We start from the raw sequence: 18,551 nt of genomic DNA, 5'->3' as shown, positions 1-18,551 counted from the left end.
GACTTTTTTCCATCTGTATCCGCACTTTGGTAGACTTGAAAACTGAAATAGCCGATAAAAAGACGCTAAAACAAGCAATTGAAAGGGTAGACACTGTGGAAAATACACTTGGGCTAGAGATTATTGAAGTAGTAGAGCAAGCAGCGATCGCTTCCTCGAAGTGGATGGGTAAAGGTGAAAAGAACATTGCTGACCAAGTAGCAGTGGAAGCTATGCGCGAACGGATGAACAAAATCCATATGCGTGGTCGCATCGTTATCGGTGAAGGCGAGCGTGACGAAGCTCCTATGCTCTACATTGGGGAAGAAGTTGGTATCTGTACCCAACCAGATGCCAAAAATTTCTGTAACCCTGATGAACTTGTAGAAATTGACATTGCTGTTGACCCTTGTGAAGGTACTAACCTGGTTGCTTACGGTCAAAATGGCTCAATGGCGGTTTTGGCAATTTCCGAAAAAGGCGGCTTATTTGCTGCTCCTGACTTCTACATGAAGAAACTCGCTGCACCACCAGCAGCAAAAGGTAAAGTTGATATCAACAAGTCTGCGACAGAAAACCTCAAAATCCTTTCTGAGTCCTTAAACCGTGCCGTTGAAGAATTGGTAGTAGTAGTGATGGATCGTCCTCGTCACAAAGACCTAATTCAAGAAATTCGCACCGCTGGAGCAAGAGTTAGACTCATCAGCGATGGTGACGTTTCTGCTGCTATTTGTTGCGCTTTTGCTGGTACTAATATTCATGCTTTGATGGGTATCGGTGCTGCACCTGAAGGTGTGATTTCTGCTGCTGCTTTACGTTGCTTGGGTGGACACTTCCAAGGACAATTGATTTATGACCCAGCTGTAGTCCAAACAGGTTTGATTGGCGAAAGCAGAGAAGGTAATCTTGCCCGTTTAAACGAAATGGGTATTACTGATGGAGACAAGGTTTATAACGCTGATGAATTAGCTTCTGGTGAAACAGTGCTATTCGCTGGTTGCGGTATCACTCCTGGAACTCTCATGGATGGTGTACGCTTCTTCCACGGTGGAATTAGAACCCAAAGCTTGGTTATTTCTAGCCAATCCAAAACGGCTCGATTTGTGGATACAGTTCACTTGGTTAACGAACCCCAGGTTATTCAACTTCGTTAGAAACTGGTGATAGGTGATAGGTGATTGGTGATTGGTGATTGGGGAAGAGAAAAAACTATTACCAATTACCCATTACCCATTACCCATTACCCATTACCCATTACCCATTACCAATTACCCATTACCAATTACCCATTACCCATTACCAATTTAAAAAATGAATATTGCAGTGGTGGGGTTAAGCCATAAAACAGCCCCTGTAGAAGTTAGAGAAAAGCTGAGTATTCCCGAACCTCAAACCGAAAGTGCGATCGCGCATCTTCTCAGTTATCCTCATATTGATGAAGTCGCTATTCTCAGCACCTGTAACCGTTTGGAAATTTACATTGTTAGCAGTGAAATTACCCAAGGTCTTCAGGAAGTTACTCAGTTTCTGTCGGAATATAGTAAATTACCTGTTGTCTCTCTACGACAGCACCTGTTTATGTTGCTGCATAATGATGCAGTGACTCATATGATGAGGGTTTCCGCTGGGTTAGATAGTCTTGTTCTTGGTGAAGGTCAAATTCTGGCTCAGGTGAAAAATACTCACAAACTGGGACAGCAATACAACGGTATAAAAACAATTTTAAATCGCTTATTTAAACAAGCTTTGACAGCAGGTAAGCGGGTTCGTACTGAAACCAGCATTGGTACTGGTGCTGTTTCGATTAGTTCGGCGGCTGTAGAATTAGCCCAGATGAAAGTAGAAAATTTATCTACTTACCGTATCTGTATTCTCGGTGCTGGGAAAATGTCCCGATTATTGGTACAACACCTCATTTCTAAAGGTGCAACCCAAATTAGTATTGTTAATCGTTCCCGTCAACGTCCTGAAGAACTGGCAAAGTTGTTCCCAGAACAACCAATCGAAATCCATTTGCTTCCAGAAATGATGACCGTGGTTGCCGCAAGTGATATTGTCTTTACTAGCACTTCTGCAACCGAGCCAATTCTAGATCGTGCTAAGTTGGAAATGGTTTTAGAACCTAGCCAAAGGTTGATGCTTTTTGATATTTCTGTACCACGTAACGTTGATGCAGATGTGAATGACTTAGCTAATGTGCAAGCTTTTAATGTCGATGATTTGAAGGCTGTTGTGGCGCAAAATTACGAAAGCCGTCGGAAAATGGCACAGGAAGCCGAAAAACTTCTAGATGAAGAAGTGGAAGCTTTTGATGTCTGGTGGCGTAGTTTAGAAACTGTATCGACAATTAGTTCTCTGCGAAATAAAATCGAAACTATCCGTGAACAAGAACTAGAAAAAGCTTTGTCTCGTTTAGGTTCAGAATTTGGTGAGAAGCATCAAGAAGTGATAGAGGCTTTAACCAGAGGGATTGTTAATAAAATTTTACATGACCCAATGGTGCAGTTACGCGCACAGCAAGATGTGGAAGCTAGACGAAATTGTATGCAGACTCTGCAAATGTTATTTAACTTAGACGCAGGGGAGCAATTTAGCTGAAATCTCCAGGAAGCAGGAGTCAGGTGAGAAAGGGGAGACAGGGGGAGAATTACCTTATTCTCAGTCTCCATATCCCCATATGCCTGTCTCTATTAAGCCGCTTTTAATGACTTTCCTAATATTTGCGGTTCTGGTAAAGGTTGTCCATCTTCTAAATAAGATGAAATCAGCATTTCTAACACTTCCTGAGCATTTTTTAAAGCTTCCTCATAAGTGTCTCCATGAGTATGACAAAACTCTCCCCATTCAGGAAGACTGACTACAAAACATTTGTCTTCTTCTGACCATTGAATAATTATCGTGTAATGATTATTCATTCTGTTCTTCCTGTTGAGCTTTTTTGATTTCTTCTATTCTTTTGATTGCATTATTAACGTCTTTTTCTTGGTATTCTTTAGCATCTTTTCCATCATTACCTGATATAGTAACTCTCCCAGATAACAAGGGATGATACCAGTTAGTGTGACTACCTTGAGGGGGCGACAAGTAAACCCTAATTGAAGTAATAAATTTTTCAGTTCTCTAATTTTCTTGGGCATATCTAATATAACTTTATTGTCCCAAATAAGCTTCTAAAACTTTGGCATCTTTTTGAATTTCTGCGGGAGTACCGACAGCTAAATTTTGCCCTTCAGCCAATACCCAAACGCGATGGGCTACGCCGCGCCAGAGGCGAACGCATAATGACATAATTACATCCATATTATGCTCAATAATTAATTATTGTCCCAAATAAGCTTCTAAAACTTTGGCATCTTTTTGAATTTCTGCGGGAGTACCGACAGCTAAATTTTGCCCTTCTGCTAACACCCAAACGCGATCGCATAATGACATAATTACATCCATATTATGCTCAATAATTAAAAAAGTTAGACCGTCTTCCCTATTCCACTTGAGAATGCGATCGCAGATATCATCAATTAATCGAGGATTTACCCCTGCTGCTGGTTCATCTAACAAAATTAACTTAGGATTAGTCATCAAAGCCCTGCCCATTTCCAGCAGTTTCCGTTGTCCCCCAGACAAACAACCAGCGTAATCATTGGCTTTTTTTTCTAACCCCACAGACTCTAATAAAAACATCGCTCGTTCCTTTAGCTGTCTTTCTTCTTGAACGACAACGTGAGGTTGAAATTGTGCTTGCCAAAAATTTTCACCGGTTTGTTTTTGCGCTGCTAACAGCATATTTTCTAACACCGATAACCGCGAAAGAGTCCGCGCTACTTGAAAAGTACGAATTAACCCTTGCTGGGCGATTTTGTATGGTTGCAAGTTGTGAATGGGTTCACCATCAAAAATTACTCTTCCTTGATCAGGATGGATAAAATTGGAGAGTAAATTAAATAAAGTAGTTTTTCCAGCACCATTTGGACCAATTAAACCAGTAATGCTGCCTTTGATAACTTCGATATTTGCTGCTTTAACGGCTTGGATACCATCAAAACTTTTACAAAGTCCTGTAGCTGCTAATAGAGGAAGTTGGTTATTTACCATCATGACTGTACGTTCGCTAAATTTTTTATGTTTTTATTAACCAATGAATTTGGATAAGATACCTAATATTTTATTGATATCTTTAATGTAATATTCACTGAAATCAATGTAAATCAATTGTTCTTGTAGCTGCAAAAATTTCCACATATTGCCTGTAGTGACAACACCATAAATCGAATCTATATAATTTCCTTCCTTTTGATTAAATAATTGTGCTGCTATCATCTCGGCAACACATTGACCTAAGCCCAGTTTTATATTTTCATTTTTTGCTTCAACTATTGTGATCACCGGAGTAGTAATAAAGAGTTGTTCTGAGGATTTACTAATTAAAAAATCACAAATACCATTCAACCCTTGCTCTGGTTCTACATTAAAATCAACACCTGAGAATAAACTAATTTTTTCTGAGAATTTATTTTTGATTTCAATTAAAATAGGAGCAATTATCATTTCAGAGCGAGCTTTTTCAGTGTTAATTGCTAATGCCAAAGGAACCGTAGTTTTTAGCACCGCAGCTAAAACCTCACTAGATTCTATTTCTGGTGTATCAGCAAATAAATCAGTTTTTTCATTAATGGTTAAACTGAATTTCTTAACTATTTCCTGCAATTTGAAATCGCCATAAGCCATTAAGTTAACCTCTGAAGAAATTATTTGTTCACTGGTTGTCTGTTACCAATTATTTACCAAGAGTAAGTTCTTCCTTTTTCCCTAAGATACCTTGAGGTCGCCAAATCATGAGTATCATCAGAATTAGACCGATAAACATGACACGAAAAGCGCCAATGCGTTCTACATCTAAGGGGACGATTTTTGGTAAAAATTCTCTAGTCAGGGCATCATAAGCAAAATAAATCACTGCGCCCAATATTGTGCCAATATTGTTACCAGAACCGCCTAAAATCACCATAATCCAAGCATCAAAGGTGAGTTGGGGTTGAAAGTTATCGGGGTAGATGGCGCTAAGTTGCCAAGCGAAGAAAGCACCAGCGATACCTGCGATCGCACCGCCTAACATTAATGATTGTAGTTTATACCAAAAGACATTTTTCCCTAGTGCTTTGGGAATTTCTTCATCTTCACGGATAGCTTTAAGAATTCTACCCCAAGGCGATCGCACTAAAATTTCTAACCGCCAAAATACAAAAGCCAATACCAACAACGCTAACAGCATCAAACCCGCTTTCGGGTTGTAGTTATAAAGTCCAGTCACACCAGAAACATAAATTGCTAGTGTCAACAATCCTAGGATTATACCCACTGCTAAACGGGATAAAAATTCTTGTTTGCTACTGTTAGTTTTAGCTACATCGTTACTTAAGGATATTTTTGCAGATTTTACCCAACGCCCTAAATAAAAAATAGTGACAATTCCTAACAGGGTAAGAACTCCAATCATTACCAGTCGCACAAATAAACTGGGAGTTGCATTCCAGGGTATGGCATAACTTTGGATACCAAACGTCCCTGCTACCCAAGTATCACCCACAGGTAACTCCTGATTATTCACAACCAAACGAATCAGTTCTCCTGTCCCAATTGTGACAATTGATAAATAATCTTCCCGTAACCGCAAAGTGGCAAAACCAATGACTAAACCTAACAAAGCGGCCACCATTGTTCCTGCGATCGCTGAAAATAATAAGGGTACACCTTTTAAACTTAATAAGACCGTGGTGTATGCCCCCAAAGTCATAAAAGCAATATGACCGAAGTTAATTAACCCTGTAAAGCCCCACTGCAAATTAAGCCCTAGTCCAAACAGCGCAAAGGTTGCGGTAGAAATAGACAAAAAAATCAGATATTCAATCATAATTTAGTCATTGGTGATTGGTGATTGGTGATTGGTGATTGGTCATTTTTTCCGCGCAAGAGCGTCTTTGCGTCTCCCATGCAGGCGAATAGATTGTAGTGTACCTTGGGTATTGTCGGAGATTGCTGTAAATCATTGCTATTCTGGTGGAAAAAGTATTTTTATTTAGACAGAGTGTTGATCTTCATTAAATTTTATGAATTTACTACGGATTAGAATGCATCATCTGATTGAGCAATTAGCTGATGAGGATTTATATATAGCTTGGGAATTAGTCCAAGCCATACATTTTGACTCTTATATGCTTAAAACTATGGAACAAGTTAAGTCATTGCAGCAGCCGTGGGACATATTAACCCATGAGGAGGCGATACGATTATTAATGTTCCTCTAAGTTTAGACACAAAAGTTAGCAAAAAGATTTGGTGAGTAAGAGTGAATCTGGAAGTCCGCTATGCTAGGTCTTTTCTAGTAGACCTGAAAAGTTTAGAACCTGTTGCTTATGAACGGGTGTATGATTTTGTATTTGTTGAGTGTGCTGCACACAAGTGGAATTTGCATGGACTACCAGAATTGCGAAAACTTGATGAACAAGGTATTTTTTATCGCTTTACCATAGATAATTATCTGATTGGCATAGAAATCAGGGGTGAACTAGTCAAATTTTTACGTGTCGTCCCGATGCCAGATGTTTAAGCTGGAGACAGGGAGATAGGGAGATGCGGGGACGCGGGGATGGGGAGACGCGGGGACGCGGGGATGGAGAGACGCGGAGATGGGGGGATGGGGAGACGCGGGGACACGGAGACGCGGGGACGCGGGGATGGGGAGACACGGAGACGCGGAGATGGGGAGATGCGGAGACTCGGAGACGCGGAGATGGGGAGATGCGGAGGAATTACGAATTACGAATTACGAATTACGAATTACGAATTATAAATCACCTTCTAGTTGTTACCCGTTCCCCGTTTCCCGTTGGCTACTAAATGTAAACTGTATAAGACAAAGCAGGGATGGCTAGAACCATACATTAAACTGGTGTTTGACCAATATATTTGAGATTTCCCTCTTATGGATGCTAAGGCACTTTGGCAACGATACCAAGATTGGTTATATTTCCACGAGGGATTGGGACTGTATCTAGATATTAGCCGGATGCGGTTCGATGATGCCTTTGTGAAATCGTTGCAGCCGAAGTTTGACAAAGCTTTTGCTGATATGGCAAAACTAGAAAAAGGTGCGATCGCCAATCCTGATGAAAACCGCATGGTAGGACACTACTGGTTGCGGAATCCCGATTTAGCACCAACTCCAGAACTGACACAAGAAATAGTCCAAACCCTGGAACAAATTGAGGCTTTTGCAGACCAGGTACACACTGGGGCAGTTCATCCCCCGAAAGAAAGCCGCTTCACAGATATCATTTCTATCGGTATTGGTGGTTCTGCTTTGGGTCCAGAATTTGTCGCTGAAGCCCTCGCACCCGATTTTCCACCGCTGAAGATTCATTTTATCGACAATACCGATCCCACAGGTATTGATCGGGTTCTCTCCTACATCGACAATTTAGCCAGCACTTTAGTATTAGTCATTTCTAAATCTGGGGGTACTCCCGAACCCCGCAACGGCATGATTGAGGTGAAAAAAGCATACACAGCTAAAAATTTAGACTTTGCTAAATATGCAGTTGCTGTAACTGGACCAGATAGCAACTTGGATAAAGTCGCCAAATCTGAAAACTGGTTAGCCCGGTTTGCCATGTATGACTGGGTGGGTGGACGTACCTCGGAAATGTCTGCTGTAGGGCTAGTTCCTGCGGCATTACAAGGCATTGATATTCGTGCCATGCTGGATGGTGCAAAGGAAATGGATGACGCTACTCGCGTCGCTAATATTAAAAATAACCCAGCGGCTTTATTAGCGTTGGCTTGGTATTTCTCTGGAAATGGCAAAGGCGAAAAAGATATGGTTGTCTTACCTTATAAAGACAGCTTGTTATTATTTAGCCGCTATTTGCAACAACTGGTCATGGAATCTTTGGGTAAGGAAAAAGACTTAGACGGTAAAACTGTATATCAAGGTATTGCTGTTTATGGTAACAAAGGTTCTACTGACCAACACGCTTATGTACAACAATTGCGGGAAGGTGTACCCAATTTCTTTGCAACCTTGATTGAGGTTTTAGAAGACCGTCAAGGTGCATCTCCAGAAATTGATCCTGGTGTGACTGCTGGTGATTATTTAGCTGGTTTCTTGTTAGGAACTCGTCAAGCACTGTATGAAAATAACCGCGATTCTATTACAGTGACTATTCCTCAAGTTAATGCTCGCACAGTTGGCGCGTTAATTGCATTGTATGAACGGGCTGTAGGTTTATATGCCAGTTTAGTAAATGTCAATGCTTATCACCAACCAGGTGTGGAAGCTGGTAAAAAAGCCGCCGCTGTCATTCTCGATTTACAACAAAAAGTAATGACTGTTTTGCAAACAGAAAAGAAAGCACTTTCTCTTTCTGAGATTGCTGATAAAGCCGGCGTTGCTAATGAAGTTGAAGCAATTTACAAAATTCTCCGTCATCTCCATGCTAATAATCGCGGTGTGGTATTAACTGGTGATTTAGCTAAACCAGGTAGTTTAACTGTTTCTCTCGGTTAATAATATTCTCTTCGTTAATTAATTAGATCCTCGATTTCTTTAAGAAGTCGGGGATTTAACTTTTTTAATCTCACGCAAAATAGCAATCGTTCATACCCAGATCCCCGACTTCTAAGATCAATTTATCATTTATGGACACAATAAACAAAAGAAGTCGGGGATCTTATCGCCTCACTTGAATTCTTACAACAAAATATAATATGTTACAATTATCTTAGTTTGAATAATTGATTGAGTGAAAAACTATGACACAATTAACATCACAACAACCAAGAAGAAGAGGCAGAATTTTTCCTGAACTGACTTTATCACCGGAAGAGTTAGCTAAACGGGAAGCGGAAAGAGATGCTTTTCATAAACGCTGTCGGGCAATTTTTGAGCGTGTCCGTCCTGAGTTAATGAAAGAACATTATAACTGGTATATTGCTGTAGAACCAGATAGCGGTGATTATTTCATTGATGAGGATAAAGAAGTTGCTAGTCAAAAAGCACGGGATCAACACCCTCATGCTGTACATTGTATGTTTAGGTTAAATGAAATTGGGGCAGTTGGCAGAATATGATTGAGGGTTATTTTGGGAATGGAAAACAACTATTTTTTGAGATTGAATTAATTACTGCTGATGGCTTAAATCTGCCTGTGGATGCTTTATTTGATACTGGTTTCACAGGCTTTTTGGCTATTAATAAACAAGATTTAAATGGACTTAACTGGCAATTTGTAAGTGATGATGAATTGGTAACAGCACAGGGATTAAAAACTTTTGAACTTTACTCAGGTAAGGTAATTTTGGATAACCAAGAGTATGAAATTCCTGTTTATGTTGGAGATGAATTAACGGAGATTTTATTGGGTTCGGAGTGGTTGGAGTTTTTCCCTTTGGTGGTGAATTTTCCAGCGGGTGTTTTGACTTTGGGATGATTGGATAAACGAACCACAGAGACACAGAGAACACAGAGAGAAGAGTTATTTTTAATTTATTGCTAAGTCGCGCAAATAATAGAATTTATCTGTTTTCCAGTCGTTTCCTTTTTCTCTTCCTAAGTATCCTGTTAATGGTGATGATAGTTCTATTAATAAATCATGTACTATTTCATCTGTTAAAGTTGATTTATTGATGGCGTTATAGTGACTACGAATTTCTATGACTGTTACAGAATTTTGATTTGTTGATTTAGGGATTTCTTTTACTGCTTGAATAATATGCGATCGCAATTTTATCTCTTTTTCTATTTTATCAATATATTCGTTAATTTTATCATCTATTTGACCGGGTTCTAAGTATTTTTTTAATTCAATTAAGTTTATCGCACCTGGATATTTTGCTTTCAGTTCTACTAATTTTTGTAATGTCATAGCTTTAATAATACTGGTTTTAGATATTTTCGCAGATTTTTCGAGAGATTTTTTGAGTTGTCTAGTGTGTTCTCCTGGTCCAATAATTAACCTTACTGCTTGCAGATAATTTTCTTGCAGATGTCTTTTTCCAATTCTATCTAATTCTTCTACTGCACGATCTGGAATACTTCTACCTGCTTTACATTCACATACTAAAGGATAAGGTTGTGAACAATATAAGTCTAAACCTCCTGCACCTCCTTTATAAGCATTTTCAACTTGAAATCCTAAGAAATCAAGGCTTTGACGGGAGATGTTTTCAAAGTCTGTACCCGCTTGATAATTACTTTTTTTCTCTTCAAATTCTATGCTTCTATCTCCTAATGTTGTAATTGTTTTTATCCAAGCTAAATCAGATGTATTTGTATTTGGTGCATTACTCCAACCTAAAAAGATTTTAATTTCATTTTCTAATTGCTGTGCTGATGGGTTATTATTAGCTATTTTTAACAATGCACTTTGCAATTCTTCTAATTCAGGATGTAAAGGAGGTTCTAGGTTTTCTAATTGACGTTTGCGTCGAATAAATACTTGATCACTTAATACGGGTTTATCTTCAGAAGCAGAAATATTATTCGGTAAAGGTGCAAATTTACCTAACTTATCTTGAATATTTGGAATAGCTGGAATTTCCAAAGGTTGAGATAAATGATAAACGCGCAAATAAGCCAGAAAAATATTTTGATGTTTCTGTATCATTGCTTCCAAAGTTTCTAAATTCCAGATTGTTAATTGAGATAAAATATCTAATGGTGTTGTTTTATCTAGAATTTCGCAAAGTTCACATTTAGCCCATGCTTTAATTAATACTTTATCAGTATTAACTTGTTTGATAGCAGTTTGAACATTAGGTAAAAAACTTGTACGGTAATATTTCTCAATTTCTATTGTAGAAATATCAACAGGATAAAGAGCAAATGTTTGCCCAGTATTCAGCAATTTACGAGGTATCGCGGCAATAATTTGCCCTTGTATTAAAGCCTCAACATCATGAACAGGTAGGCATAAGGCATTATAAATTGAAACAGATTTATTCATAATTAATTAACCATATAAATCACCTAAACCACCATCATCATCAACGTCAGGAATATTATCATCTTCATCATCAAATAATCCTCCAAAATTACCATCGTCAACGTCAGGCATATTACCAGATGGATCACTTAAAATTTCTCTTAATAACAGATTATCAAATGTAATCTTATTCTTAGAAATAAAATCTAAAATCTGTTCTTCTGTTAGTTTATAATTTTGTCGCTTTTGATAAATAGCTAATATGGCTACAAGTGGGCGAATTTGATCTTCTATTACATCTACATTTTCTCCTCCTCTTTGTAAAATCAATTCATCAAACAACCTATATGTTGCTGATTTTTTTTGCATTTGTTTTATTTTGGATTTAGAACGCACTAAACAACCACGAGTTAAATCAAAAGTATGATAGTCATTTAACCGTCTTAAACCTGCATTTAATGTAGATTGAGAATCTTGGATAACTGCTACACCAATTTTCACTTCTTTACCATTTTCATTACCAATAACTTTGAAGTTGATAAAATTTTTATTGTGTGCTTTGGGCTTGATATCATTTGTAAGTTCTTCAATCATTACTCCTTCTAAAGTCTGTCCTTTTAAAGTATTAAATCCAAAATATAGAGCTTCAGCTATGAGAGAACTATCTTCTATATATTCTTCAATTTTTGCTTCATTTTCCCTTGTGAATGCTAATTCAAACCTTTCAAATGGATCACCAGGTAGTTGCTCTTCTTCAACTTTAAAATTATCAGCACACCATCGTAAAGCTTCTCTAACAGTTGGTTTATTCTTACCGTATTCTCTCAGATGACTTTCTTCAAATGGGTAAAGTGGATGAGGAGGAATTAAGTTTTTTGAACTATAATATTCTCGTAACCAGACAGTTGCTAATTGTACCATATAATCGGCACTAACAGGTTTTAAATCTATCGGTTTTCGTTGTGTAAATTTAGAAATTCTATCAGGTGTACCACCTTGAAGAGAATTTACTTTATCTCTCCATGTTTCTGGTAACATTACCGTCAGAATCACTACACCTTGGCTGAGGTCTGAATTTTCTAAAGTATCATGGAGAATTTTCACGAAATTAGCAATTACACTTTCTGTTGGAAACCCATCTTCAGTAGAGTTATTCTTAACATCTATTTCATCAAAACAAATAACAATTGAGTTGTAAAAACTAACTAGATTCAAAACTTGTTGAATATTTTTAAGAGCCTCACTTTCTCTATCTTGATTAGTTTTACTAGGATTAGGTAATCCCAACTCATCAGCATTCAATTGAGCTAATTCTTCACCAGATAGCCATTTAATGGCAAAAGGCGATTGCGTTTCTGAAAGTGTCCACAGAATAGCGCGAATAATATAAGGATCTGCATCAGATTTATTTTTAATAACCTGTCTTTGCAGAGTATTCATTAAGTTTTTATTTTTTTTATACGCATTGTCAAATCTTTTGACTAACTCTGCTGGAGTAGTAGCATTTTCTCTACCTTCGTTGGCCATAGCTGCGGCAACTTCTTGCCATTGCATGACTTTTTGGCTACCAGTTTTACTGAGACTATCTGCCAAAGTTTGCTGGAATTGGTATTTAACTAAATTTAAGTCTGTATAGTTATTAGCACTGGCATAAACAAATAAAGCACCACCCACTTTTTCTAGTTCATGACGAATGCGACTCAAAAGATGAGTTTTACCAACTCCCTGCTGTGCAGTAATAGCAATTGAAGTTACTTTATCTTGACTAGATTGACTTTTGCGAACAAATTCAATGGCTTTAAAAACTTGATTAGAAGCATGGGCGTTTAATGTCGGTACGTCGGGGACTCCTTTTCCCCAAACATCCTGTTCTTTAACAATCCCAGCGTTAATAAATGGATTATGACTATTAATTACAGCATTAACGGCTTCTATGGGAGAAATAGGGGTATCTGTCATGGTGATTTCGTATGGTGCGAGGAACTAGAAACTGCGGGGATAATTTGATTAACTCAAGCGTTTAGCGTAAGAACGTAGTTGTGTACCAGGTATAGAAATTGAATCTTCGCGTTTATCAGAGGTAAAGTCTGGTATTTCTCCGGCAATTAGCTGCAAAATGTCATCAGCTTGCATTTCTACTAGCCATTTATTGAATTTTTCACGGCTAACTCGTTCACCTATTTCTCTTCTAATGCGATAGATAGGTACTAAATCATCTAGGTTGTAATCGTTATTCAACTTGTCATAAACATCCAATGCGACAGACTTAAACTCCTCATAAGAAGCAATAACTCCACTCTTAACCGCATCAACTAACGCAACTGGCGCACTTACCGCAACATCAATCTGACCTATCCACCGCAACAACGCATTAGCAGCCCAAGTACCAACAATAGGATTTTTGATATCTGACGTGGTTGGTGAGCTTGCCGAACCACACCCTACAATAGATTTTTGGTGTGACACGCAGCTTTAGTCCTAATCTTGTCCGACGCACCCTAAAAACTATAAAATCTCCGCAAATGAATAACTAGTAACTAGAGTTAATACTTTCTCTCCTTTGGTTCAAACATATTAATCATTACCGGACGATATTGAATATCAATTCCCGCTGGTGAATAATAAGCCATTGTGTGTTGCAGAAATTGACTATCATCTCTATTTGGGAAATCTTCCCGGAAATGTGCGCCGCGACTTTCTTGACGATTTAAAGCTGATGCTAAAATTGTCTGTCCTACTACCATTAAACTCTGCAATTCCAAAGCTTCTACTAATTCCGTGTTCCAACAAGTTCCTTTATCATCTAAATAAATCAGTGGATATTGTTGTTGTAATTTTTCAAGTTTCTGCAAACCTTCTCGCATTAATTCTTCTGTTCTAAACACTCCACAATATTGCGTCATTGTGTCTTGAAATTCTTGGCGAATTTGGTTAATTCGATATTTTCCAGGTTGTTCTAGTAAAGATTGAATTTGTTGTTTTGCTTCGGTAATATAATGTTGCTCATTTACATTTGGTAATTTGCGGTTCTGCACATATCTGGCTATACTTGCCCCTGTGCGCTTGCCATAAACTACACATTCTAACAGCGAATTACTACCGAGACGATTGGCACCATGAACGGAAACACAAGACGTTTCTCCAGCAGCATAGAAGCCATCAACTAAACCATCTCCACTGCTGCGGACTTGTCCATCGGTGTTAACTGGTATACCACCCATGCAATAATGAATTGTGGGACGGACTGGCATCGGTTGAGTGACAGCATCAACACCTACTAAACGGTGTGCTTCTTCCCAACAGAAGGGAACGCGACTCATGATTTTTTCTTTACCCATGTGGCGCAAATCTAGGTAAACAAAGGGTCCACCTGAGCTACCATCGAGATTGACACCACGACCGGCACGAATTTCATAAGCGATCGCTCTTGAGGTAATATCACGAGGAGCTAATTCCATTCTACTAGGCGCATAATTAGCCATAAAGCGATCGCCCTCAGCATTAATTAAATACGCCCCTTCCCCCCGCACAGCCTCGGAAATCAGCACTCCTACAGGATATAAACCAGTAGGATGAAACTGCACAAATTCCATATCTTCTAAAGGCAAACCAGCGATCGCAGTCATTGCTAAACCGTCACCGGTCGAAGCATAATCATTAGATGTAGTGTTATAAACGCGACCATATCCACCCGTCGCAAACATCACGCCCTTAGCCCGCACCACCTCAATTTGCCCATCTAACAGGTGAAACATCACCAAACCTTTTGCCTGTCCATCTTCTAAAATCAGGCGCATTACATACCATTCTTCGTAAATCTGCACACCATAACGCCGTAAATTATTCACCAATTCGTGCAGAATTGCATGACCAGTTTTATCAGCAGCGTAACAAGTGCGGTTGTGGGAATGTCCACCAAAAGCCCGTTGAGCAATTTTACCATCAGGAAGACGCGAGAACAAAACTCCCATGTGTTCTAAATCAATTACCACATTGGGCGCTTCTTGGGTGAGAATAGCTACAGCATCTTGGTCTGCCAAATAATCGGAACCCTTGACAGTATCAAAAGCGTGTGCTTCCCAACTATCTTCTGGGTCAACATTTTGCAAAGATGCTGCCATACCACCTTGAGCAGCAACGGAGTGAGAACGAATCGGATGGGTTTTGGCAACTACCGCCACATTTAAACTAGGGTCAGTGCGGGCAATTTCTAGCGCAGCCCGACATCCCGCCAAACCACCACCAACAATAATTACATCATGCTGTAACATAATCAACCCCCAATTGCAAAAAAATACCCTGCCTCTAGACAGGGATGTTATCTTAAGTTATTAGTTTATTGCCATTACCCAATTACCCATTTCTCAACTAGTTGCTTGTACAGGTTGTTGCTGAGAAATATTACCTGGTATAGGTTCCATTTTTGTCCCCGGTTCTATAGCAGTTAATTCAATATGATTTAACAATGTCGTCACAAAGGCAAACAGCAAGAAAGGCAGTGTCAGAAAAACTACTAATCCGACTGTAGCTAAAGCATACACTGGTCTTCTCGCACCCATCAGCGCCAAAGCCGATGCTAAACTGATAGTAATTGTGATTAACCAAACAATGATTTGACCGTAAATATCACCAAAAGTCAAGGTGCAGACAAACCGATAGTTTTGAATATTATTCTTATTCATCTTATTTGCCTCAATTTTATCCTATAGGTTCTACCTTAGAGCCATGTTTGACTAGCGGTCAATTTCTCAATATTTTGCCAAGGTTTGTAATATCACTTAACAATTTAGTTGTTAATGCTCCAAATAATCCAACAAAAACTAGAAAATTATGTGAGGCTGTTTCTACTCAATACTCAATACTCAATACTCAGCACTCAATACTCAATACTCAGCACTCAATACTCATCACTCATCACTCATCACTCATCACTCATCACTCATCACTCATCACTCATCACTCAGCACTCAGCACTCAGCACTCAATACTCAATACTCAGCACTCAGCACTCAGCACTCAGCACTCAGCACTCAGCACTCAATACTACTTCACCCGTGCTTGTTTCACCATTGCAATCAAGGTTTGATGAGCATCTTCCGCATCTGCTAAAATATGATCAAACTGGACGCGAACTGGTACTGTTTCTCCATTTACCTCTGCGCTTAAATTCATACCCTCAGCATCAATTGAGAGCATCTGGGCTACCGTAGCATTTTTTACATTCCCAAAAGCCTGTGCGTAGATAACAACAGCATTAGCATGATCCTCATTCATGTGTTTGCAGATGCGATCGCTAATTTCTGGAGAAAACTGATCAGACATTGTGCTGCTCCCAACAAGGTAGATAAATATCATCTATATTTTAAGCTATACTGGATTTACATTTACAATAGGTATGTTATATCTGATAAGATTTTACTTAAGTCACTGATTAAGTCACTGAAGATATTTGTTTAAAATTCAGTTATGTAATTCATCAGGTATCAGGTATTTAGTAACTTAGTCATAAGAAAGTTAGACAAATAAGACTGTAGTAAAAGTATCTAGTAAATTTATTCAAGACAAGAGCCGATGAGCGAAATTAGTCCACGAAGAATTATTATTGGGGACGTACATGGTTACTATCAAGGTTTAATGACTCTGTTGGCGGAAATAGCAGTTACATCAACAGATGAAGTGTATTTTTTGGGGGACTTAATTGATCGTGGACCCCAAAGCGCACAAGTAGTAAATTTTGTTAAAGAGAATAACTATTCTTGTCTACTAGGTAATCATGAACAAATGTTACTGAGCGTGGTTGGTAACAAATCTAGTTCTAATCAAACAATGCACGCATGGCTGTATAGTGGTGGACAAGCAACTATTGCTAGTTATCAAACCGCCCAAATTCCCCAAGATCATATTGATTGGTTTGAAAGTTTACCTATCTATCTTGATTTGGGAGATGTTTGGTTAACTCATGCAGGTGTAGATCCCGATAAATCTGTATCAGAACAGACAGCAGATGATCTTTGCTGGATACGTGATGAATTTCACAGCCTTCAACAGCCTTACTTTCAGGACAAATTAATTATTGTCGGACACACTATCACCTTCAGTCTACCAGGGGTGGCTCCTGGGCAATTAGCACAAGGACAAGGCTGGTTAGACATTGATACCGGTGCTTATCATCCTCGCAGTGGTTGGTTAACCGGGCTAGACATTACCAATAAATTGGTTTATCAAGCCAATGTTTTTAACCACTGCGTTCGGACTCTACCTTTGGAAAAAGCAGTAAGTATAGTTGAGCCAAAGAAAGTTAAAGTTAGTAATCGTCATAAGCAACGAGCCTAAGATGAAAGTTTAGGTTGAGAGCAATGACAATATGGGGGTATTTTTTAACTAACCAAGGCAGTGTTTCTACGGTAAAAAGGCTCGGATATTAGCTTTATAAGTTGTATTATCCAAGCCATAATTTCCCTTGCTTGGTTGGCTATTAATTTGACGTTGGAGAGCTAATACGCGATCGCTGGCTCCAGGGTGTGTACTCAAAAACGTGGGAACCGAACTCTTTCCCTGTAGTTTTTTCATAAACGAAACCATCGCTAATTGAGAATAACCAGTGCGTGTTAAGGTAATTAATCCTCTTCGATCAGCATCATATTCATCTTGACGACTACGTGGACGATTTAGAGCTAAATCGACACCAATACCTATAGCTTGACTTCGATCTAAACCTGTTACTGTAGCTACACCACTAGCGATCGCTCTTTGTTGCATCTGGTTGACCAAATGCTTACCTTCAATGTGTCCCATTTCATGACCGATGACACTAGCTAGTTCCGCTTCATTATCTGCCACTTTTAATAATCCCGTATTCACATAAACGAAGCCACCCACAGTAGCAAATGCGTTAACAGCTTCATCTTCAACCACTTGAAAAGTATAAGGAATATTAGCGCGGTCGCTATGAGCGGCTAAACGTCTACCAACTTGATCTACATAGCGATTAAGCTGTTGATTGCGAGAAAGTCTAACTTCCTGCTGCAATTCATCATTCATCTGCTTACCAAGCTCAACTTCGTCCCTAATTGATAAATTAGACAGTTGAATTACCTGCGTTACTTGCGGTGCTATTTCCGTAGCCTTGCGTATAATCTGCCAGATATCTATCGCTTGACTAGGAAGGGATGTACTCAAGCACAGACTAATAGCAACACTTAGCGAAATCAACGGATACAACCAGCGGCGCTGCCATAGACGGTAATTTCTTAAAAATCCATTCCAGTTAATCATAATCTTCAGAAAATAGAGTTGCGTGAGAACTTAAAATAGGGGACGTATTTATAGCTACTGGAGTTGCATTCTCAACTTAATACCCTTAATCTCAACTACTATATCGACTCCAAGATTACCACGCGGAAAACCCTCAAAGTCTGAGCTATGATTAAAAATCAGAAATTCTCAACTGCAACTTAGTTGGCTTTCGGCTGCCATTGCTGGGAACTGTCCCAGTAAATGATAGACTGACCCATGACCCCAACACCAAGCAGCTTTAAGTTATTACCAAATAGAGAAAATTGCCACTTTCCGCCAAAACCTTGCTCTTACAAT

20 protein-coding genes and 1 pseudogene are annotated in these 18,551 nt (G+C 38.9%); 8 read left to right on the top strand and 13 right to left on the bottom strand.

Annotation, left to right across the window (positions count from 1 at the left end; all coding sequences use genetic code 11):
- The first annotated feature begins 95 nt into the window (after positions 1 to 95).
- A complete protein-coding gene (gene glpX, locus ANA7108_RS0107720; RefSeq protein ID WP_026104043.1) occupies positions 96 to 1,133 on the top strand; it encodes a class II fructose-bisphosphatase in 1,038 nt (345 codons plus the stop codon).
- Positions 1,134 to 1,290: 157 nt separating this feature from the next.
- Complete coding sequence (locus ANA7108_RS0107715; RefSeq protein ID WP_016950202.1) at positions 1,291 to 2,577, top strand: glutamyl-tRNA reductase; 1,287 nt, start codon at positions 1,291 to 1,293, stop codon at positions 2,575 to 2,577.
- A gap of 92 nt (positions 2,578 to 2,669) precedes the next feature.
- Here ANA7108_RS0107715 and ANA7108_RS0107710 read toward each other — a convergent pair whose 3' ends face one another.
- From ANA7108_RS0107710 to ANA7108_RS0107685, 6 genes and pseudogenes are all read right to left on the bottom strand, one after another.
- Positions 2,670 to 2,894: a type II toxin-antitoxin system HicB family antitoxin gene (locus tag ANA7108_RS0107710; protein WP_016950201.1), complete on the bottom strand. Its 225-nt coding sequence runs from the start codon at positions 2,892 to 2,894 to the stop codon at positions 2,670 to 2,672.
- Positions 2,887 to 3,063 carry a hypothetical protein gene (locus ANA7108_RS27035; RefSeq protein WP_016950200.1) on the bottom strand — a complete coding sequence of 59 codons (177 nt, stop codon included), beginning with the start codon at positions 3,061 to 3,063 and terminating at the stop codon, positions 2,887 to 2,889. Before ANA7108_RS27035 ends, ANA7108_RS0107710 begins: the two co-directional genes overlap by 8 nt.
- Positions 3,064 to 3,129: 66 nt before the next feature.
- Positions 3,130 to 3,297 (bottom strand): annotated as a pseudogene (locus ANA7108_RS28665) (hypothetical protein); the annotation flags it as partial.
- Positions 3,298 to 4,071, bottom strand: coding sequence for an ABC transporter ATP-binding protein (locus tag ANA7108_RS0107695; protein ID WP_016950198.1), 774 nt, complete (start codon positions 4,069 to 4,071; stop codon positions 3,298 to 3,300).
- Between the two features lie 36 nt (positions 4,072 to 4,107).
- Positions 4,108 to 4,704, bottom strand: coding sequence for a hypothetical protein (locus tag ANA7108_RS0107690; RefSeq protein WP_016950197.1), 597 nt, complete (start codon positions 4,702 to 4,704; stop codon positions 4,108 to 4,110).
- A gap of 49 nt (positions 4,705 to 4,753) precedes the next feature.
- On the bottom strand, positions 4,754 to 5,887 hold the full coding sequence (locus ANA7108_RS0107685) for a branched-chain amino acid ABC transporter permease (protein WP_016950196.1): 1,134 nt from the start codon (positions 5,885 to 5,887) through the stop codon (positions 4,754 to 4,756).
- A 196-nt stretch (positions 5,888 to 6,083) separates the two neighbouring features.
- Between ANA7108_RS0107685 and ANA7108_RS0107680 the strand changes: the two genes are divergently transcribed.
- The 5 genes from ANA7108_RS0107680 (at position 6,084) to ANA7108_RS0107655 (ending at position 9,464) form a co-directional block, all read left to right on the top strand.
- Positions 6,084 to 6,281 (top strand): hypothetical protein, encoded by a 198-nt coding sequence (locus tag ANA7108_RS0107680; RefSeq protein WP_016950195.1) that lies wholly within the window; start codon positions 6,084 to 6,086, stop codon positions 6,279 to 6,281.
- 41 nt (positions 6,282 to 6,322) lie between these two features.
- Positions 6,323 to 6,583, top strand: coding sequence for a hypothetical protein (locus tag ANA7108_RS0107675; RefSeq protein ID WP_016950194.1), 261 nt, complete (start codon positions 6,323 to 6,325; stop codon positions 6,581 to 6,583).
- 375 nt (positions 6,584 to 6,958) lie between these two features.
- Positions 6,959 to 8,542: a glucose-6-phosphate isomerase gene (locus ANA7108_RS0107665; protein ID WP_016950192.1), complete on the top strand. Its 1,584-nt coding sequence runs from the start codon at positions 6,959 to 6,961 to the stop codon at positions 8,540 to 8,542.
- Positions 8,543 to 8,787: 245 nt separating this feature from the next.
- Positions 8,788 to 9,105, top strand: coding sequence for a hypothetical protein (locus ANA7108_RS0107660; protein WP_016950191.1), 318 nt, complete (start codon positions 8,788 to 8,790; stop codon positions 9,103 to 9,105).
- A complete protein-coding gene (locus ANA7108_RS0107655; protein WP_016950190.1) occupies positions 9,102 to 9,464 on the top strand; it encodes a hypothetical protein in 363 nt (120 codons plus the stop codon). Before ANA7108_RS0107660 ends, ANA7108_RS0107655 begins: the two co-directional genes overlap by 4 nt.
- A 51-nt stretch (positions 9,465 to 9,515) precedes the next feature.
- Here ANA7108_RS0107655 and ANA7108_RS0107650 read toward each other — a convergent pair whose 3' ends face one another.
- The 6 genes from ANA7108_RS0107650 to ANA7108_RS0107625 form a co-directional block, all read right to left on the bottom strand.
- The gene (locus tag ANA7108_RS0107650; protein WP_016950189.1) at positions 9,516 to 10,979 is read right to left on the bottom strand and encodes a DUF1802 family protein; all 1,464 of its coding nucleotides are present in this window, start codon (positions 10,977 to 10,979) and stop codon (positions 9,516 to 9,518) included.
- A gap of 6 nt (positions 10,980 to 10,985) precedes the next feature.
- Positions 10,986 to 12,917 (bottom strand): P-loop NTPase fold protein, encoded by a 1,932-nt coding sequence (locus ANA7108_RS0107645; RefSeq protein WP_016950188.1) that lies wholly within the window; start codon positions 12,915 to 12,917, stop codon positions 10,986 to 10,988.
- Between the two features lie 48 nt (positions 12,918 to 12,965).
- On the bottom strand, positions 12,966 to 13,424 hold the full coding sequence (locus ANA7108_RS27025) for a hypothetical protein (RefSeq protein ID WP_016950187.1): 459 nt from the start codon (positions 13,422 to 13,424) through the stop codon (positions 12,966 to 12,968).
- Positions 13,425 to 13,501: 77 nt separating this feature from the next.
- Entirely contained in the window at positions 13,502 to 15,229 is a 1,728-nt protein-coding gene (locus tag ANA7108_RS0107635; RefSeq protein WP_016950186.1) for a succinate dehydrogenase/fumarate reductase flavoprotein subunit, read from the bottom strand.
- 93 nt (positions 15,230 to 15,322) lie between these two features.
- Positions 15,323 to 15,640 (bottom strand): hypothetical protein, encoded by a 318-nt coding sequence (locus ANA7108_RS0107630; RefSeq protein ID WP_016950185.1) that lies wholly within the window; start codon positions 15,638 to 15,640, stop codon positions 15,323 to 15,325.
- Between the two features lie 361 nt (positions 15,641 to 16,001).
- Positions 16,002 to 16,280, bottom strand: coding sequence for a DUF2470 domain-containing protein (locus ANA7108_RS0107625; RefSeq protein WP_016950184.1), 279 nt, complete (start codon positions 16,278 to 16,280; stop codon positions 16,002 to 16,004).
- Positions 16,281 to 16,529: 249 nt separating this feature from the next.
- Here ANA7108_RS0107625 and ANA7108_RS0107620 point away from each other — a divergent pair, with 249 nt between their 5' ends.
- Positions 16,530 to 17,291 carry a metallophosphoesterase family protein gene (locus ANA7108_RS0107620; protein ID WP_016950183.1) on the top strand — a complete coding sequence of 254 codons (762 nt, stop codon included), beginning with the start codon at positions 16,530 to 16,532 and terminating at the stop codon, positions 17,289 to 17,291.
- A gap of 66 nt (positions 17,292 to 17,357) precedes the next feature.
- Here ANA7108_RS0107620 and ANA7108_RS0107615 read toward each other — a convergent pair whose 3' ends face one another.
- Complete coding sequence (locus ANA7108_RS0107615) at positions 17,358 to 18,233, bottom strand: M48 family metallopeptidase (protein ID WP_016950182.1); 876 nt, start codon at positions 18,231 to 18,233, stop codon at positions 17,358 to 17,360.
- Positions 18,234 to 18,551: the final 318 nt, after the last annotated feature.

Origin of the sequence: Anabaena sp. PCC 7108 (genome assembly GCF_000332135.1) — a bacterium.
Classification (GTDB): domain Bacteria; phylum Cyanobacteriota; class Cyanobacteriia; order Cyanobacteriales; family Nostocaceae; genus Anabaena.
This window is presented reverse-complemented; position numbering and strand designations above follow the sequence as displayed.

Excerpts from the sequence above, each read along its gene's own strand:
- ANA7108_RS0107715 (WP_016950202.1), top strand. The coding sequence starts at position 1,291 with ATGAATATTGCAGTGGTGGGGTTAAGCCATAAAACAGCCCCTGTAGAA.
- ANA7108_RS0107710 (WP_016950201.1), bottom strand. The coding sequence starts at position 2,894 with ATGAATAATCATTACACGATAATTATTCAATGGTCAGAAGAAGACAAA.
- ANA7108_RS0107695 (WP_016950198.1), bottom strand. The coding sequence starts at position 4,071 with ATGGTAAATAACCAACTTCCTCTATTAGCAGCTACAGGACTTTGTAAA.
- ANA7108_RS0107690 (WP_016950197.1), bottom strand. The coding sequence starts at position 4,704 with ATGGCTTATGGCGATTTCAAATTGCAGGAAATAGTTAAGAAATTCAGT.
- ANA7108_RS0107685 (WP_016950196.1), bottom strand. The coding sequence starts at position 5,887 with ATGATTGAATATCTGATTTTTTTGTCTATTTCTACCGCAACCTTTGCG.
- ANA7108_RS0107680 (WP_016950195.1), top strand. The coding sequence starts at position 6,084 with ATGAATTTACTACGGATTAGAATGCATCATCTGATTGAGCAATTAGCT.
- ANA7108_RS0107665 (WP_016950192.1), top strand. The coding sequence starts at position 6,959 with ATGGATGCTAAGGCACTTTGGCAACGATACCAAGATTGGTTATATTTC.
- ANA7108_RS0107660 (WP_016950191.1), top strand. The coding sequence starts at position 8,788 with ATGACACAATTAACATCACAACAACCAAGAAGAAGAGGCAGAATTTTT.
- ANA7108_RS0107655 (WP_016950190.1), top strand. The coding sequence starts at position 9,102 with ATGATTGAGGGTTATTTTGGGAATGGAAAACAACTATTTTTTGAGATT.
- ANA7108_RS0107650 (WP_016950189.1), bottom strand. The coding sequence starts at position 10,979 with ATGAATAAATCTGTTTCAATTTATAATGCCTTATGCCTACCTGTTCAT.
- ANA7108_RS0107645 (WP_016950188.1), bottom strand. The coding sequence starts at position 12,917 with ATGACAGATACCCCTATTTCTCCCATAGAAGCCGTTAATGCTGTAATT.
- ANA7108_RS0107635 (WP_016950186.1), bottom strand. The coding sequence starts at position 15,229 with ATGTTACAGCATGATGTAATTATTGTTGGTGGTGGTTTGGCGGGATGT.
- ANA7108_RS0107630 (WP_016950185.1), bottom strand. The coding sequence starts at position 15,640 with ATGAATAAGAATAATATTCAAAACTATCGGTTTGTCTGCACCTTGACT.
- ANA7108_RS0107625 (WP_016950184.1), bottom strand. The coding sequence starts at position 16,280 with ATGTCTGATCAGTTTTCTCCAGAAATTAGCGATCGCATCTGCAAACAC.
- ANA7108_RS0107620 (WP_016950183.1), top strand. The coding sequence starts at position 16,530 with ATGAGCGAAATTAGTCCACGAAGAATTATTATTGGGGACGTACATGGT.
- ANA7108_RS0107615 (WP_016950182.1), bottom strand. The coding sequence starts at position 18,233 with ATGATTAACTGGAATGGATTTTTAAGAAATTACCGTCTATGGCAGCGC.